General features: G+C 64.6%; 16 protein-coding genes and 2 tRNA genes. 15 read left to right on the forward strand and 3 right to left on the reverse strand.

Going from position 1 to position 14,602, the window contains the following annotated elements:
- Positions 1-46 precede the first annotated feature (46 nt).
- The 5 genes from pstC to phoB are packed head-to-tail and all read left to right on the forward strand — an operon-like array spanning position 47 to position 4,154.
- The gene (pstC, locus tag NEI07_RS03405; protein ID WP_256032710.1) at positions 47-1,036 is read left to right on the forward strand and encodes a phosphate ABC transporter permease subunit PstC; all 990 of its coding nucleotides are present in this window, start codon (positions 47-49) and stop codon (positions 1,034-1,036) included.
- Positions 1,037-1,048: 12 nt separating this feature from the next.
- Entirely contained in the window at positions 1,049-1,891 is an 843-nt protein-coding gene (pstA, locus tag NEI07_RS03410; protein ID WP_256032711.1) for a phosphate ABC transporter permease PstA, read from the forward strand.
- Positions 1,888-2,673 carry a phosphate ABC transporter ATP-binding protein PstB gene (gene pstB / locus NEI07_RS03415; protein WP_123174697.1) on the forward strand — a complete coding sequence of 262 codons (786 nt, stop codon included), beginning with the start codon at positions 1,888-1,890 and terminating at the stop codon, positions 2,671-2,673. Before pstA ends, pstB begins: the two co-directional genes overlap by 4 nt.
- A 24-nt stretch (positions 2,674-2,697) precedes the next feature.
- Complete coding sequence (gene phoU / locus NEI07_RS03420; protein ID WP_256032712.1) at positions 2,698-3,411, forward strand: phosphate signaling complex protein PhoU; 714 nt, start codon at positions 2,698-2,700, stop codon at positions 3,409-3,411.
- Entirely contained in the window at positions 3,408-4,154 is a 747-nt protein-coding gene (gene phoB / locus NEI07_RS03425; protein ID WP_175095680.1) for a phosphate regulon transcriptional regulator PhoB, read from the forward strand. Before phoU ends, phoB begins: the two co-directional genes overlap by 4 nt.
- An 18-nt stretch (positions 4,155-4,172) precedes the next feature.
- Here the strand turns inward: phoB and NEI07_RS03430 are convergent, their stop codons facing one another.
- Positions 4,173-4,691, reverse strand: a complete 519-nt coding sequence (locus tag NEI07_RS03430) for a GcrA family cell cycle regulator (protein WP_256032713.1) — start codon at positions 4,689-4,691, stop codon at positions 4,173-4,175.
- A gap of 414 nt (positions 4,692-5,105) precedes the next feature.
- Here NEI07_RS03430 and NEI07_RS03435 point away from each other — a divergent pair, with 414 nt between their 5' ends.
- The 7 genes from NEI07_RS03435 to prfB all read left to right on the forward strand — a co-directional run bounded on the left by NEI07_RS03435 (position 5,106) and on the right by prfB (position 12,957).
- Positions 5,106-6,302, forward strand: a complete 1,197-nt coding sequence (locus NEI07_RS03435) for an aspartate aminotransferase family protein (protein WP_256032714.1) — start codon at positions 5,106-5,108, stop codon at positions 6,300-6,302.
- Positions 6,302-7,246 carry an ornithine carbamoyltransferase gene (gene argF / locus NEI07_RS03440; protein WP_256032715.1) on the forward strand — a complete coding sequence of 315 codons (945 nt, stop codon included), beginning with the start codon at positions 6,302-6,304 and terminating at the stop codon, positions 7,244-7,246. The genes NEI07_RS03435 and argF overlap by 1 nt, the downstream gene beginning before the upstream one ends.
- Complete coding sequence (locus NEI07_RS03445; protein ID WP_256032716.1) at positions 7,246-8,217, forward strand: Hsp33 family molecular chaperone; 972 nt, start codon at positions 7,246-7,248, stop codon at positions 8,215-8,217. Before argF ends, NEI07_RS03445 begins: the two co-directional genes overlap by 1 nt.
- Positions 8,218-8,244: 27 nt before the next feature.
- Entirely contained in the window at positions 8,245-8,952 is a 708-nt protein-coding gene (locus NEI07_RS03450; protein WP_256032718.1) for a fumarylacetoacetate hydrolase family protein, read from the forward strand.
- 118 nt (positions 8,953-9,070) lie between these two features.
- A complete protein-coding gene (locus NEI07_RS03455) occupies positions 9,071-10,567 on the forward strand; it encodes a pyridoxal phosphate-dependent decarboxylase family protein (protein ID WP_256032719.1) in 1,497 nt (498 codons plus the stop codon).
- A 69-nt stretch (positions 10,568-10,636) separates the two neighbouring features.
- Entirely contained in the window at positions 10,637-11,728 is a 1,092-nt protein-coding gene (locus tag NEI07_RS03460; RefSeq protein WP_256032721.1) for a CorA family divalent cation transporter, read from the forward strand.
- 100 nt (positions 11,729-11,828) lie between these two features.
- A protein-coding gene (gene prfB, locus NEI07_RS03465) for a peptide chain release factor 2 (protein WP_256032724.1) occupies positions 11,829-12,957 on the forward strand; the annotation gives its coding sequence in 2 pieces (ribosomal slippage) (positions 11,829-11,897 and positions 11,899-12,957; 1,128 coding nt in all).
- Between the two features lie 6 nt (positions 12,958-12,963).
- Here the strand turns inward: prfB and NEI07_RS03470 are convergent.
- Positions 12,964-13,353, reverse strand: a complete 390-nt coding sequence (locus NEI07_RS03470) for a PIN domain-containing protein (RefSeq protein ID WP_256032725.1) — start codon at positions 13,351-13,353, stop codon at positions 12,964-12,966.
- Between the two features lie 3 nt (positions 13,354-13,356).
- Positions 13,357-13,593 (reverse strand): antitoxin, encoded by a 237-nt coding sequence (locus tag NEI07_RS03475; RefSeq protein ID WP_196399402.1) that lies wholly within the window; start codon positions 13,591-13,593, stop codon positions 13,357-13,359.
- 255 nt (positions 13,594-13,848) lie between these two features.
- Here NEI07_RS03475 and NEI07_RS03480 point away from each other — a divergent pair.
- The 3 genes from NEI07_RS03480 to NEI07_RS03490 all read left to right on the forward strand — a co-directional run bounded on the left by NEI07_RS03480 (position 13,849) and on the right by NEI07_RS03490 (position 14,344).
- A tRNA-Ser gene (locus NEI07_RS03480) sits at positions 13,849-13,938 on the forward strand.
- 43 nt (positions 13,939-13,981) lie between these two features.
- Complete coding sequence (locus tag NEI07_RS03485; RefSeq protein ID WP_256032727.1) at positions 13,982-14,188, forward strand: hypothetical protein; 207 nt, start codon at positions 13,982-13,984, stop codon at positions 14,186-14,188.
- A 79-nt stretch (positions 14,189-14,267) separates the two neighbouring features.
- Positions 14,268-14,344, forward strand: a tRNA-Met gene (locus tag NEI07_RS03490).
- Positions 14,345-14,602: the final 258 nt, after the last annotated feature.

Here is a 14,602-nt window from a genome sequence, read left to right on the forward strand (position 1 = left end):
GAGCCCGCGAAGCGCGAACGGAGCCGGCGGGGAGGCGGGTTCAGACATGTCGGAAGTAGTCTTGCAGCAGGCGGCGCCGCTCTCAGTCGCTGCCGATCGAACGCGCGTTCTCAGTCGGCTGGCGCTCGTCGACAGTCTGTTTCGCCAGGTCACGCGCGCGGCGGCCGTGATCGTGTTGGTCATTCTGGGCGGCGTCATCGTCTCGCTCGTTTACGGCTCCTGGCCGGCGATGAAGGCTTTCGGTTTCGGCTTTCTCTTCTCGCAGTCGTGGAATCCAGTCACAGAGAATTTCGGCGCGCTGCCCGCGATCTACGGCACGGTGATGACCTCGATCATCGCCATGCTGATCGCCGTGCCCGTCGGCCTCGGCATTGCGATTTTCCTCACGGAGCTTTGCCCCTATGTTCTGCGTCGGCCGATCGGCACCGCGATCGAGCTCCTGGCCGGCATCCCTTCGATCATCTACGGAATCTGGGGCCTCTTCGTTCTGGCGCCGTTTCTCCAGTCGCATGTCCAGCCTGCGCTGATCGCCGCCTTTGGCGATATCCCGGTGTTCTCGACGCTTTTCGCCGGCCCGCCTTACGGCATTGGCATGCTGACCGCGGGCTTCATTCTCGCCATCATGGTGCTGCCCTTCATCGCCTCGATCTCGCGCGACGTCTTCGAAACGGTGCCGCTGGTGCTGAAAGAAGCCGCTTGGGGCATTGGCGCCACGACATGGGAAGTGACGCGCTATGTTGTGATCCCTTACACGCGCGTCGGGGTGATTGGCGGCGTTATGCTTGGACTGGGACGCGCGCTGGGCGAGACGATGGCGGTCACTTTCGTCATCGGCAATGCGCACAAGATTTCCGGGTCGTTGCTCGCGCCCGGCACCACGATTTCGGCGACGATCGCCAATGAGTTCACCGAGGCGGTCGGCGATCTCTACACCTCGGCGCTGATCGAACTCGGCCTCATCCTCTTCTTCATCACCTTCGTCGTTCTGGCGATCGCGCGTTACATGCTGATGCGCATCGAACAGAAGTCGGCGTAAGGGAGGCGCTTCATGTCTCTTTATGCATCTCGACGCAGCGCCAACTCCGTCGCCACGACGCTCTGCTGGGTCGCGGCGATTTTCGGGCTGGCTTGGCTTTTTGTGATCCTTGGGGTGCTTCTTTATGAGGGCGTTCGCGGCCTGTCGCCGGCGGTCTTTTCCGAAATGACGCCGCCCCCCGGCAGCGCTGGAGGATTGCTCAACGCCATTGCCGGCTCGCTGGTCATGACCGCAATCGGCGTCGCGGTCGGCACGCCGCTCGGCATGCTGGCCGGCACATACATGGCGGAATATGGACGCTATACGAAGCTGACCATGGTCGTGCGCTTCATCAACGACATCCTGCTCAGCGCCCCGTCGATCGTCGTCGGCCTCTTCGTCTACACCATCCTGGTGCATCCGATGGGCCACTTCTCGGCGATCTCCGGCGCCGTGGCGCTGGCGCTGTTGGTTGTCCCTGTCGTCGTGCGAACCACCGAGGACATGCTGCTGCTCGTGCCGGGTTCGATGCGCGAAGCGGCGACCGCGCTTGGCGCCCCGCGTGCGCATGTCGTCGGGAAGGTCGCCTACCGCGCCGCAAAAGCCGGTCTCATCACCGGCGTGCTGCTCGCCGTGGCGCGCGTCTCTGGCGAGACGGCGCCGCTGCTTTTCACGGCGCTCAATAACCAATTCTGGAGCACCGATCTTGCCGCGCCGATGGCAAGTCTGCCGGTCGTCATCTTCCAGTTCGCGCTATCGCCCTACAAAGACTGGCAGCAACTTGCCTGGACAGGCGCGCTGCTCATCACCGTCGCTGTTCTTGCCCTATCGATCGCCGCGCGCGCATTGAGCGCCGGCCGGAGGAAATCGAAATGAACGCCGCTGTCCAAGCCACAAAAGAGCCGCCGACGAAAGTTTCAGTCCGCAGCCTCGATTTCTACTACGGCGCGGATCGTTCGCTTAAGAACATCAGCCTGCCGCTGCGCACGAACAAGGTGACGGCCTTTATCGGGCCTTCGGGCTGCGGCAAGTCGACCTTGCTGCGCGTGTTGAACCGGATGTACGATCTTTATCCGGGACAGCGCGCAGAGGGCGAGGTGCTGCTCGACGGCGAGAACATCCTCGACCCGGCGATCGATCTCAACGCCCTGCGCTCGCGCGTCGGCATGATTTTCCAGAAGCCGACGCCTTTCCCGATGTCGATCTATGAGAACATCGCGTTCGGCATTCGGCTGTATGAGAAGCTGTCGCGCGCCGACATGGACGCGCGCGTCGAAGGCGCGCTCCGCGGCGCAGCCCTTTGGGACGAGGTGAAAGACAAGCTCCATACGAGCGGTCTCGGCCTCTCGGGCGGACAGCAGCAGCGCCTCTGCATCGCGCGCAGCGTCGCGGTGCAGCCGGAAGTCATCCTGTTCGACGAGCCGTGTTCGGCGCTCGATCCGATCTCGACGGCGAAAGTCGAGGAACTCATCGACGAGCTCACCCACCGCTACACGATCGCAATCGTCACCCACAATATGCAGCAGGCAGTGCGCATCTCCGATTACACCGCCTTCATGTATCTCGGCGAGCTCGTCGAATTCGGCGAAACGGACGACGTCTTCAACAAGCCGAAGGAAAAGCGGACGCTTGATTACATCACCGGCCGCTTTGGCTAAACCAGCGATTCAAGGACGGCGCTCATGAGCGATCATATTGTTAAATCCTACGACCGCGACCTTGAGGCGCTCGGCCGTCGCATCGCAGAAATGGGCGGCGTCGCCGAGAAAATGCTGGCGGAGGCGATGGACGCTTTGTCGGCCTTCGACGTCGATCTCGCCCATCGGGTCGTCTCCAGCGATCCGCGGCTCGACGCGCTGCAGCGGGAAATCGAGGAGAACGCCATTCTCACCATCGCGCGCCGACAGCCGCTCGCGGTCGATCTGCGCGAATGCATCGCCGCGATCCGCATTTCCGGCGACATCGAGCGCGTCGGCGATCTCGCCAAGAACATCGCCAAGCGAACGCTCAAGATCGTGTCGGAAGCCCGCGTCCCGCGCGCGATCGTCGGTCTGAAGTCGATGCACGAAATCGCCGCGATGCAGCTTAAGGACGCGCTGGACGCCTACGCCTTGCGCGACACCGAACGGGCGCGCGCGGTGTGGCAGAACGATTCCGATCTCGACGCGCTGGAGGATTCGGTATTTCGCGATCTCCTCACTTTCATGATGGAGGATCCGCGCAACATATCCTTCTGCACGCATCTCCTGTTCTGCTCCAAGAACCTTGAGCGGATCGGCGATCACACAACCAACATATCGGAGACGGTCGTCTATCTGGTGACCGGCGAGGCGATGCCTACGGAGCGGCCAAAATCGCGCGTCGCCGACTTCGGGAAGGAAGAGGCGGCGCAATGAGCGAAGTGACTTCCGCCGTCCTACAGCGCAGCGGGAAAAGCGATCGGGCGCCGCGAATCCTCGTCGTCGAGGACGAGACGTCGCTCGCGACGCTGCTTGTGTATAATCTCGAAGCCGAAGGCTATCAGGTCGAGCATGTCGACAATGGCGATGAAGCCGAGCTGCGGCTCGCGGAGTCGCCGCCGGATCTCGTCATTCTCGACTGGATGCTGCCGGGCGTTTCCGGACTTGAAATCTGCCGACGCCTGCGCGCCCGGGACAGCGCGAGAGACATGCCGGTGATCATGCTGACCGCGCGCGGCGAGGAAGGCGAGCGCGTGCGCGGTCTTTCGGTCGGCGCCGACGATTATGTCGTCAAGCCGTTTTCGACTCCGGAGCTGATGGCGCGGGTCCGCGCGCTGCTGCGCCGGGCGCGCCCCGAGCGCGTCGCCTCACGGCTGACTCTCGGCGATATCGATCTCGATCGCGACACCCGCCGCGTGCGTCGATCCGCCCGCGAAATCCACCTCGGTCCGACCGAATTCCGGCTGCTCGAATATTTTATGGAGAAGCCCGGACGCGTGTTCACGCGCGCGCAGCTGCTCGACAGCGTTTGGGGCATGTCGGCGGAAATCGACGAGCGCACGGTCGACGTCCATGTCGGGCGACTCCGCAAGGCGCTGATCCGCGGCCGCGAGAAGGATCCGATCCGCACGGTGCGCGGCGCGGGCTATTCTTTCGACGAAACGTTCGGACACGAGTGACGCGTCCGCTAACGCGGATTATGCGTAGCGCTGCGTGCGCAACTGATCGCGGGCGCGGCGGCGATCCTGGGCCGGCTGATAGGCGACGCGCGCATGATAAGCGCAATACGGCCCACCGCCGACGGATGACTTGCCGCCGCAGAAGCGGAACTCCGCCGACGTTGGGTCGCCCATCGGCCAGCGGCACATGGATTCGCGGAGCTCCATGATTGTGACGCGCTCCGACATCGGGATCACCACTTCTTCTTCTGGCGCAAGCCGCGGCGCCGCCAGCGCATGCGGCGCGAAAGCGAGCGCCAGATTGCCGTGCGAGGAGACGCCGTTCATGCGCGGGTGCGTCGGGCGAGGGGCTTTGGCCGCGCGCGGCCGCTGCGCGCTCGCCGTCTTGGCGCGTTCGGCGAGTCCGAGACGATGGATCTTTCCGATCACAGCGTTGCGGGTGATGCCCGGTCCAAGTTCAGCCGCCACTTGGCTGGCGCTGAGACCATCGGTCCAAAGCTTGCGGAGCAGTTCGACGCGTTCGTCGGTCCATGACATTAGGCTTCTCCATTCTTTCGGGTCGAGCGCGGGTCGGATTTTCTTCCGACCGCAGCGCAGGCCTGAAGCCCTGCGGCGATGTGATTGCGCATCAACACTCGAGAGAACACGCCCAAACGAATTACGCGGGCGCCGACTAGAAACTTTCTGTTTACTTTGAATCATGCGCGAGTCGCGCTGGCAAGCGCGCGCTGGCGTTCTCAACAGGCTTTCGGCGAGACTGTTGCGCGCAGGACTCACCCTTGCGCACCCCCGCCAGCCGTTTTGACGCCAATATCGAACCGCGCCATGGATTTGACCGCGTCGGGCGGCGCGCTTAAAATCCCGACCTGAACTGCCGCCCGAAAAGGGCGGCGCTTTGTTTTTCGAGCTTCCTCTGGCCGGAGCCAGCGACGGGAGCATGGAGCAGGGCTTTTGACGTCAGCGCTTTATCCGACCTATCCGCGCGCCGATCTTGCATTCAAACATGGCGAAGGCGCGTGGTTGATTGCGGAAAACGGCGACCGCTATCTCGATTTCAGCGCGGGCGTCGCCGTACTGTCGCTCGGCCACAATCATCCGCACCTCGTCGAGACCTTAAAGCGCGCGGCGGAAGAACCGTGGCATGTCTCCAATCTCTTTCGTATCCCGCAAGCCGAGCGGCTCGCCGAGCGGCTCTGCGACGCCACATTCGCTGATCTGGTCTTTTTCACCAATTCCGGCGCGGAAGCCGTGGAGTGCGCGATCAAGACCGCGCGCAAATTCCATGCGGTCAACGGGCAGCCGGAACGCTATCGGCTGATCACTTTCGAAGGCGCCTTCCATGGCCGCACGCTCGCGACGATCGCCGCAGGCGGCAATACGAAATATCTTGAAGGGTTCGGCCCGCCCGTCGAGGGCTTCGATCAGGTCCCGTTCGGCGATCTTGACGCCGTCGAGGCGGCGATCACGCAAGAAACGGCGGGCGTCCTGCTCGAACCGATTCAGGGAGAAGGCGGGCTGCGAGTCTTTTCGCCGTCGTTCCTTGCGCAGCTGCGCGCGCTTTGCGACGCGCGCGGGCTGCTGCTGGTGTTCGACGAAGTCCAATGCGGCGTCGGCCGCACGGGCAAGTTCCTCGCCTGCGAACATGCCGGCGTCGCGCCCGATATCGCGGCGCTCGCCAAGGGGCTGGGCGGCGGCTTTCCGATCGGCGCGTGCCTCGCGACGCGCGAGGCGGCCAAAGGCATGACGCTGGGCGCGCATGGCTCGACCTTCGGCGGCAATCCGCTGGCCACGGCCGTGGGCGGCGCCGTTCTCGACGTCGTGCTCGCGGCGGGCTTCATGGCGCGCGTCGCGCGGCTTGGCGCGCTGTTGCGCCAGCGACTGGCGGAGATCGAGGACCGCTATCCCTCGCTCATCGAAGAGATCCGCGGCGAAGGGCTGATGTTTGGCGTCAAGACGCGGATTCCGAACGGCGACTTCGCCGCCGCCGCCCGCGCCGAAGGGCTGTTGACGGTGCTCGCCGGCGACAATGTCGTGCGCCTTTTGCCGCCGCTCATCATTGACGAGGCCGACATCGCTGCGGCGGCGGCGCGGCTTTCCGACGCCTGCGCCCGGCTCGCCGCGCCCGCAGAAAAGCTCGGAGCCGCGTGATGACCGTCCATTCGCTGACGCGGCCGCGCAGCTTTCTCGATCTTTCCGATCACTCCGGCGAAGAGCTGCGCCGCATTCTCAATCTCGCGACGTCGCTCAAGGCGCGCCGCGTCAAAGGCGTGGCGCCGACCGAACGACCGCTCGCCGGCAAATATCTCGGCATGGTGTTCGACAAGCCGTCGACCCGCACGCGCGTCTCCTTCGACATCGCGATGCGCGAACTCGGCGGCGAGACGATCATGCTCACCGGCGCCGAAATGCAGCTTGGCCGCGGCGAGACGATCGCCGACACGGCGCGCGTGCTCGCGCGGTTTCTCGACGCAATCATGGTGCGCATTCTGTCGCATCCCGATCTCATGGAGCTGGCGCGTTTCGGCAATCTGCCGGTCATCAACGGCCTCACCAAACAGTCGCATCCCTGCCAGGTGATGGCGGACGTGCTGACCTTCGAGGAGCATCTCGGTCCGATCGAAGGGCGCACGGTGGCCTGGAGCGGCGACGCCAACAATGTGCTCACCAGCTGGGTGCACGCCGCTGCCCGCCTGGGCTTCACGATCAATGTGGCGACGCCGGCGAACTTTGCGCCTTCGGAAGAACTCGTCAGCTGGGCGAAAGCCAATGGCGCGAAGATGAATCTGACCCGCGACGCCTATGAGGCGGTGGCCGGCGCCGACGCCGTCATCACCGATTGCTGGGTGTCGATGGGCGACGCGGACGAGGACCAGCGCCGCGCGGCGCTCGCGCCCTATCAGGTCGACTCGAAACTGATGCGCGCGGCCGCCAAGCACGCCGTCTTCATGCATTGCCTGCCGGCGCATCGCGGCGAGGAGGTCACCGAGGAAGTGATCGACGGACCGCAGTCGGTCGTTTTCGACGAAGCGGAGAACCGCCTTCACGCCCAAAAAGGCGTGCTGTGCTGGTGTCTCGCGCCGGGACAGTTCTAATGCCGCAAGGCGGCGCTTCGGCGCCGAGCCGGCCAGTCGCGCTTCATGCCCAGGATGACCGGGTGCTGCCTTTCGCGGTCGAAGCGCTCGACCTGCGCGGCCGCGTCGTGCGTCTCGGACCCACGGTCGATTCCATCCTGAGCCATTACGCCTATCCGCCGCAGGTCGCGCGTCTGCTCGGCGAAGCGGTGGCGCTCGCCGCGCTGCTCGGCTCTATTCTCGAATCGCACGGGCGCTTCCAGCTGCAGACGCGCAGCGACGGGCCCGTCGATATGCTCGTCGTCGACTATGACGCGCCGGGGAAGCTGCGCGGCTTCGCCCGTTTCGACGCTGAGCGCGTCGCCCAAATGCGCGACGCCTCGCCGGCGGCGCTGTTCGGACGCGGTCATCTGGCGCTCACGATCGAACGCGAGGAAGACGCCGCGCGCTACCAGGGCGTGGTGCCGCTGGAGGGCGAGAGCCTCGCCGAGGCGGCGCATATCTATTTCCGGCAATCGGAGCAGATCCCGTCATTCGTCAGACTCGCCGTCGCCGAAAGCGTCACGCCGCAGGGCGCCAGCTGGCGCGCCGGCGGACTGCTGCTGCAATATTTGCCGCCCGGCGGCGCCCGCGCCCGCGATCTTCCGCCCGGCGACGCGCCCGAGGGCGCGGAGGACTCTTCCGAGAACGAAAGCGATCATTGGACCGAAGGCCAAGCGCTTGCCGCCACTCTTGAAGACCACGAGCTTGTCGATCCGGCGCTTTCGGGCGAGCGACTGCTCTATCGCCTATTCCACGAGCGGGGCGTCAAGGTTTTCACCGAACGCGCCCTTGAGGAATTCTGCCGCTGTTCGAACGAGCGCATCGACAAACTGTTGAGGAGCTTCTCGCCGCAAGAGCGCAGCGATATGATCGGCGACGACGGCCACATTGGCGTCACCTGCGAATTCTGCGGGACGCTACGCAGCTTCGATCCCGCCGATTTCGACTGATCCGCCGCCAAGCGCGAAGCCAACAGAATGTCCGCTGAGTTTATTTTTCCGCCGCCGCCCTTCCCAAGCGTCGCCATCGCGCAAGACGCGCGGCGATTTCCCGTGCGGCGGATCTTCTGCATTGCGCTGAACTACGCCGCGCACGCCCGGGAAATGGGAAAGGACCCCGCTAAGGGCGGCGACGCGGAGCCGCCGGTGTTCTTCTCCAAGCCCGCCGACGCGGTGGTCGAGAGCGGCGCGGCCATTCCCTATCCGACGCTGACGCATAATCTTCACCACGAGATCGAATTGGTTGCGGCGCTGGGCAAGGGGGGCGCAGACATTCCCGCGGAGCGGGCGCTCGACTGCGTCTTCGGCTATGCCGCCGGCATTGACCTGACCCGGCGCGACCTGCAAACCGCGGCGCGCAGCGCCGGCTGGCCGTGGGACATGTCCAAAGGCTTCGACCATTCCGCGCCCATCGGCGCGATAACCCCCGTCGCCGCCATCGGCCATCCGACGCGGGGGCGCATCGCGCTCTCCGTCAATGGCGTGCTGCGACAGACGGGCGACCTCAGCGATCTTATCTGGAGCGTTCCGGACATCATCGCGGCGCTGTCGCGAAATGTCGCGCTTGCGCCCGGCGACCTCATCTTCACCGGCACGCCCTCGGGCGTTGGACCGCTCCTTCCCGGCGACCGGGTCGAAGGCGAGGTCGAGCGCGTCGGGTCTGTGGCCGTAAGCATCGGAAAATAAGCCAGGTTGCGCCAAGCAGGGAAACCCGGCTATTTGCACAGGCGTGAAACGCCTTCGCGCGATCTTTCGCAACCGTGGTTGCGCCTCCACTGAGCCGCCGGCGCCCGAGGCTCTAGACATGCCGGTAAATCTCGACCCCGAAGACTGGGACGAATTTCGCGCCGAGAGCCATCGCGCGCTCGACATGATGCTCGATTATCTGCGCGAAATCCGCGAGCGCCCCGTCTGGACCGAGCCAAGCGACGAGGCGCGGGCGCGCTTCAAACGCGACCTTCCGCAAGAGGGCCGCGCCCTCTCCGCCGTGCTCGAGGATTTCGACCGCTACATCAAGCCGTTCGCCACCGGCAACACGCATCCGATGTTCATGGGCTGGGCCCAGGGCGCGGGCACGCCGGCCGGCATGATCGCCGAAATGCTCGCCGCCGGCATGAACTCCAACTGCGGCGGACGCAATCATATCGCCATCGACGTCGAGCGGCAGATCGCCGCCTGGATGGCGCAGGCTTTCGGCTTTCCGCTCGACGCGAGCGGCGTCTTCGTCACCGGAACGTCGATCGCCAACTTCCTCTGCCTGCTCGTCGCGCGCGACCAGGCCTATGGCGAGAAGGATGTTCGGCTTAACGGGCTCTGCGCGCTTCCGGGCCAGCTCATCGCCTATGCGTCGCGAGAGGCGCATAATTGCGTGCGCCAGGCGATGGAGCTTGCGGGTCTCGGCGCGCGGCATCTGCGCCTCATTCCTTCGGACGAGCGGCGCGCGATGAAGGTGCATGATCTCCGTCGCGCCATCGCCGCCGACCGCGCGGCGGGGTTCAGGCCGTTTCTGATCGTCGGCACGGCGGGAACGGTCGATACCGGCGCCATCGATCCGCTCGACCGGCTCGCCGACGTCGCGCACACCGAGGATCTATGGTTCCATGTCGATGGGGCCTTCGGCGCGCTGGCGGCGCTCTCGCCGGCGCTCAAGCCGTTGGTCAAGGGACTGGAGCGCGCCGACAGCGTCGCCTTCGACTTCCATAAATGGCTGCACGTCCCCTATGACGCCGGCTTCTTTCTGGTGCGCGACAAGGCGGCCCATAAGCGCGCCTTCGCGGCCAACGCCGCCTATCTGACGCGGGCGCCGCGCGGCCTCGCGGCGGGCGACACCTGGCCCTGCGATCTCGGCCCCGACCTGTCGCGCAGCTTCCGCGCGCTCAAAGCCTGGTTCACCATCGAAACCTTCGGCGCCAAGCGTTTGGGCCAATGCATCGAGCAGACCTGCCGCATGGCGAAGCGGCTCGAGGCGTGGATCGCGCAATCGGACGCCTTCGCGCTGCGCGCGCCGGTGACGCTCAACATCGTCTGCTTCGGCGTCAAGGACGATGAGGACGGTTCGCTGGCGCGCGAAATCGTCATGGAGCTGCACGAGCGCGGCGAGGCGGCGCCGTCGCTGACCATTCTCGACGGGGTTCCGGCGATCCGCGCCGCGATCATCAACCACCGGACCGAAGAGCGCGACATCGACGCCTTCACCGCGTTTCTCGACGCGGCGCTGCGACGCGCCCGCAAGGAGCCGCATGATTTCGGCGCGCTGGTCGAACCGCACGGGCCGGGAAAGACCCGGCTCTCCGAGGATTGACGCCGCGCTTGTCGTGAGCCTGTTATATTTCGCCGGGCTCTCTTTTCGATCCTTCCCGTGAGCGCCGCTATGATCCCAGACCGCCTCGCACAGCCGCCATCCGCCGGAATTCCCGGATGTCTATGGTTCGTGCGGTTCAACGGCGCCGGCGAAGCCGAGCCCGGAACGGCCGAAGATTTCGCAAACCTCGGCGCGCCGCGCGAGGGATTCTTGTGGCTGCACATGGATCTCGCCGACGTGCGTTCGCGCCCGTTGCTGGCGCGAATCCCGGCGCTTTCCGAAGACGCGCGCGACTCGCTCTGCGACCCCATAGACCACCAGCATCTGGAATATTCGGAAGGAATTGTCAGCGGCGCGCTGCTCGATTACGAGCGCGACCTCGGCGGACCGACCTCGCGCACCGACTATGTCCGCTTCGCTTCGGGGGCGAGCTTTTTCATCAGCGCGCGACGGCTGCCGATGGACAGCGTCGAGGCGACGCACATCGCCATTAATCGCGGCGTCCGCCTGACCTCGCCGATCCACCTGTTCGAACTGCTGACCGATGCGCTGATCGACGGGCTGGCGCGCAAGGCCGCCGAACTCGGCGCGGCGTTCGATCGCGTCGAGGACCGCATCATCGATCAGCATGGCCGCCAGGCGCGGCCGGCGCTTAGCGCCGCACGGCGCGACGCCGTGCGTCTGGCGCGCCAGATCAGCGGCCTGTCGTCGACGGTCGCGCGCCTCGAAACGATTGAGGAGGAGGCCGACGAACAGCGGGACAATGACCTGCGCGACGCCGCGGCAAGGCTGGTTCAACACGCCGGCGCGCTGACGCAGGACGTGACGAGCCTTCAGGAGCGCGCCCGTCTCCTGCAAGATGAACTCAACGCGCTTCTGAGCTTGGAGACCAATGACCGGCTTTACGTGTTGACGTTGACGACGATGCTGCTGCTGCCGGCGACCTTCGTCACCGGCTATTTCGGCATGAACACCAAGAATCTGCTGTTCGCGGAAGACGACAATGGCACGCTCTACGCAACAATTCTCTGTGTCCTGGCCTCGGCGACGGCGCTTTTCCTGATGCGTCGCTGGGGACTTGCCGGCGCGCCCGAGAGCGAGGATCAGCGGCCGGCCGCGCCGGAGCGTCGGCACGACCGGCCAGCCGACAGAAGTTTTTGACATTGGCCGAGTGAGTTGCGGGGTTTACAGGCGCGCGGCGGCCGCCTAGTTTCCGCGCCGAATGGGGCAAGACGCCCTCCGAGTACAACCTGGGAAATCCATGCGCGCCGAACCGCTTGCGCTGAAAGCCGACATTGAGCAGTCCATCGGACTGCTGAGGAGGCATCTTTGACGTTGACGCCTCCCAACGGCGTCTCGCCGAACTGAACGTCCGGGCGGAAGATCCCGAGCTTTGGAACGACCCTGAAACTGCGCAAAAGCTGATGCGCGAGCGCACCCAGCTCGAAGATCAGGTGGGGGCGCTCTCAAGCCTCGAGCGCGAGCTCGAAGACGCGCTGACGCTCGTCGAACTCGGCGAAGCCGAGGGCGACGCGGCGACTGAAAAAGAGGGCGTCGACGCGCTCAAAAGCATCCTGAAGCAGGCGCGCGCCCGGCAGACCGAGGCGCTGTTCGCCGGCGAAGCCGACGCCAACGACACCTATATCGAGGTCCATTCGGGCGCTGGCGGCACCGAGAGCCAGGATTGGGCGCGCATGCTGTTTCGCATGTATGCGCGCTGGGGCGAGCGTCACAAATTCCAGGTCGAGGTGATCGAGGAGACGCCGGGCGAAGAGGCCGGCATCAAGTCGGGCACGCTGCTCGTCAAGGGCCACAATGCTCATGGCTGGGCGAAGACAGAATCGGGCGTGCATCGCTTGGTGCGGATTTCGCCGTTCGACTCCAACGCTCGCCGCCATACCAGCTTCGCCTCGGTCTGGGTCTATCCGGTGGTCGATGACCGGATCGAGGTGAATGTTAATGAATCCGATTGCCGTATAGACACGTATAGATCGTCAGGGGCCGGCGGCCAGCACGTCAATACGACCGACTCGGCGATCCGCATCACCCATATTCCGACCGGCATCGTCGTCGCCTGTCAGGCGGAGCGCTCGCAGCACAAGAATCGGGCGACCGCGTGGAACATGCTGCGCGCGCGGCTCTATGAGCTGGAGCTCGAAAAGCGCGAGGCCGAAGCCAATAAGGTGGCGGCGTCGAAGACCGAAATCGGCTGGGGCCATCAGATCCGCAGCTATGTGCTGCAGCCCTATCAGCTGGTGAAGGATCTGCGCTCCGGCTTCACCTCGGGGACGCCTTCGGACGTTCTCGACGGCGAGCTGGACGACTTCATGCAGGCCTCTCTGGCGCAGCGTATATATGGCGGTCCCGAGAAGGTTGAGGACGTCGAGTAGCTGCGCTCACGCCCATTTCTCGATCGCCAGGCCGGGAATATCATCGAAATCCTCACTGTTCGCCACGACCAGCGTAAGGCCGAGATCGAGCGCCTGCGCGGCGATCATTCGATCAAGCGTGCGGCGGCGCTTCGGGTCCACTTTTCGAAGCAGCGCGCCATAGGCGTCGGCGCCGCCGCGGTCGAAGGGCAGCACATCCAGATTCTCGGAGAGCAGCGCGATATTGTCCGCAAGCCGTCCGTTATTTTCGGCGGCGGCTGCGCCAAGCGTTTCGGCGAGACTGATCGCCGAGACCGCCACGTCGCCGATCTCGAGCGCGGCGAGCCGATCGAGAACGCCGGGAAGGCCGAGCGCCGCGGCGATGACGATATTGGTGTCGAGGAGGTAGCGCGCCATGCGCTAGCGGGCGTCGAACAGCCGCTTGGGCGGCTTGAACTCGGGGCGCGCGATCGAGGCCGGCGGCGGCGCGGCTTTGAGCCGCGCAACAAGTTCTGCCATATCGAGCCGCGCCGGCGTCACCACGAGACTTCCGCCTTGCCGCCGCACAACGACCTCGGCGCCCTCGTCGAAAGCGATTCCGCGCGGAATTCTGACCGCAAGACTATTGCCCGATTTGAAAATGCGCGTGGAGCTCATGACATCAGTCTGTCAAGGCGGCCGCATTCTGTCAATCTGAGTATATACGTCCCTTCACAGAATAGCCGCCACTGAACGGGATCGCTCAGGGTCCCGTCTGAGCCCGGCGACCGCGCCAAGCCAACGGCGAATCCGAAAAATAACGCCGCGCCAAACTGCGGCGGGCCGACGAATTTAGTTGCTTCCACGCATAGGGCGCGCGCTTGATCCCTTGGGCGAGCGCGTGCTATCTGCGGCTCGCCACGCATGCGCTGCGGAGAGGTGGCTGAGTGGTTGAAAGCACCGCACTCGAAATGCGGCATACGGGCAACCGTATCGGGGGTTCAAATCCCTCCCTCTCCGCCACTGACGCATTGTCTGCTCCACTCGGACGGCCGTTCTGCTGAGGATGGCCGGGCTCGATGCGCTCGATCTCGGCGCCCAGGCGCGCGAAGCGATGGTCAGATCAAAATTATTCCAAGCCAGCCAGCGAAGGCCATCGATCGCAGGTTTCCAGCAGTTGGGTCCGCGAATTTTTCATGGGGCCGGCGGTTTCGTGATGGTCGAGCGATACGCGTATCGTCAGTCTGCCTCGGACGACAAATGTGATTTGTAACGCTGTAATTCGCGGCCTTGACTTGCGCGGGGACGCCGACCTATATCGCAAATTCTTCCAGACCGCTAAAGCGGGTCGGGGCGGAGTAGCTCAGTCGGCTAGAGCAGAGGAATCATAATCCTTGTGTCGGGGGTTCGAGTCCCTCCTCCGCTACCACGAACGATCTTTCATAGAAATTTCAGTTACTTATAGAATGCCCTTCTGCGATGCGGCGCGACATTTCACTACGAAACCGCTACCACATTCGCGCAATATCGACAGATAGGCGCAAGACCGCGCGTTCATCATATTACCTGCCACGAATACAACTGGATCGCGCAAAGGACGCGTTCGTGCTGGCGCCCACGAACGGGTCAGATTGAGGCGATGAAAGTGCGCTCATCCAGGCTCTGCGCCGCGGCGGCGCGCGGGAAG

The organism is Methylocystis suflitae (assembly GCF_024448135.1).
GTDB classification, from domain to species: Bacteria; Pseudomonadota; Alphaproteobacteria; order Rhizobiales; family Beijerinckiaceae; genus Methylocystis; species Methylocystis suflitae.

Bases quoted from the DNA above. Each gene is read 5' to 3' on its own strand.
- NEI07_RS03460 (WP_256032721.1), top strand. From the start codon at position 10,637: ATGATCCCAGACCGCCTCGCACAGCCGCCATCCGCCGGAATTCCCGGA.
- NEI07_RS03455 (WP_256032719.1), top strand. From the start codon at position 9,071: ATGCCGGTAAATCTCGACCCCGAAGACTGGGACGAATTTCGCGCCGAG.
- NEI07_RS03445 (WP_256032716.1), top strand. From the start codon at position 7,246: ATGCCGCAAGGCGGCGCTTCGGCGCCGAGCCGGCCAGTCGCGCTTCAT.
- phoB (WP_175095680.1), top strand. From the start codon at position 3,408: ATGAGCGAAGTGACTTCCGCCGTCCTACAGCGCAGCGGGAAAAGCGAT.
- pstC (WP_256032710.1), top strand. From the start codon at position 47: ATGTCGGAAGTAGTCTTGCAGCAGGCGGCGCCGCTCTCAGTCGCTGCC.
- NEI07_RS03475 (WP_196399402.1), bottom strand. From the start codon at position 13,593: ATGAGCTCCACGCGCATTTTCAAATCGGGCAATAGTCTTGCGGTCAGA.
- NEI07_RS03470 (WP_256032725.1), bottom strand. From the start codon at position 13,353: ATGGCGCGCTACCTCCTCGACACCAATATCGTCATCGCCGCGGCGCTC.
- phoU (WP_256032712.1), top strand. From the start codon at position 2,698: ATGAGCGATCATATTGTTAAATCCTACGACCGCGACCTTGAGGCGCTC.
- pstB (WP_123174697.1), top strand. From the start codon at position 1,888: ATGAACGCCGCTGTCCAAGCCACAAAAGAGCCGCCGACGAAAGTTTCA.
- pstA (WP_256032711.1), top strand. From the start codon at position 1,049: ATGTCTCTTTATGCATCTCGACGCAGCGCCAACTCCGTCGCCACGACG.
- NEI07_RS03485 (WP_256032727.1), top strand. From the start codon at position 13,982: ATGGCCGGGCTCGATGCGCTCGATCTCGGCGCCCAGGCGCGCGAAGCG.
- NEI07_RS03450 (WP_256032718.1), top strand. From the start codon at position 8,245: ATGTCCGCTGAGTTTATTTTTCCGCCGCCGCCCTTCCCAAGCGTCGCC.
- argF (WP_256032715.1), top strand. From the start codon at position 6,302: ATGACCGTCCATTCGCTGACGCGGCCGCGCAGCTTTCTCGATCTTTCC.
- NEI07_RS03430 (WP_256032713.1), bottom strand. From the start codon at position 4,691: ATGTCATGGACCGACGAACGCGTCGAACTGCTCCGCAAGCTTTGGACC.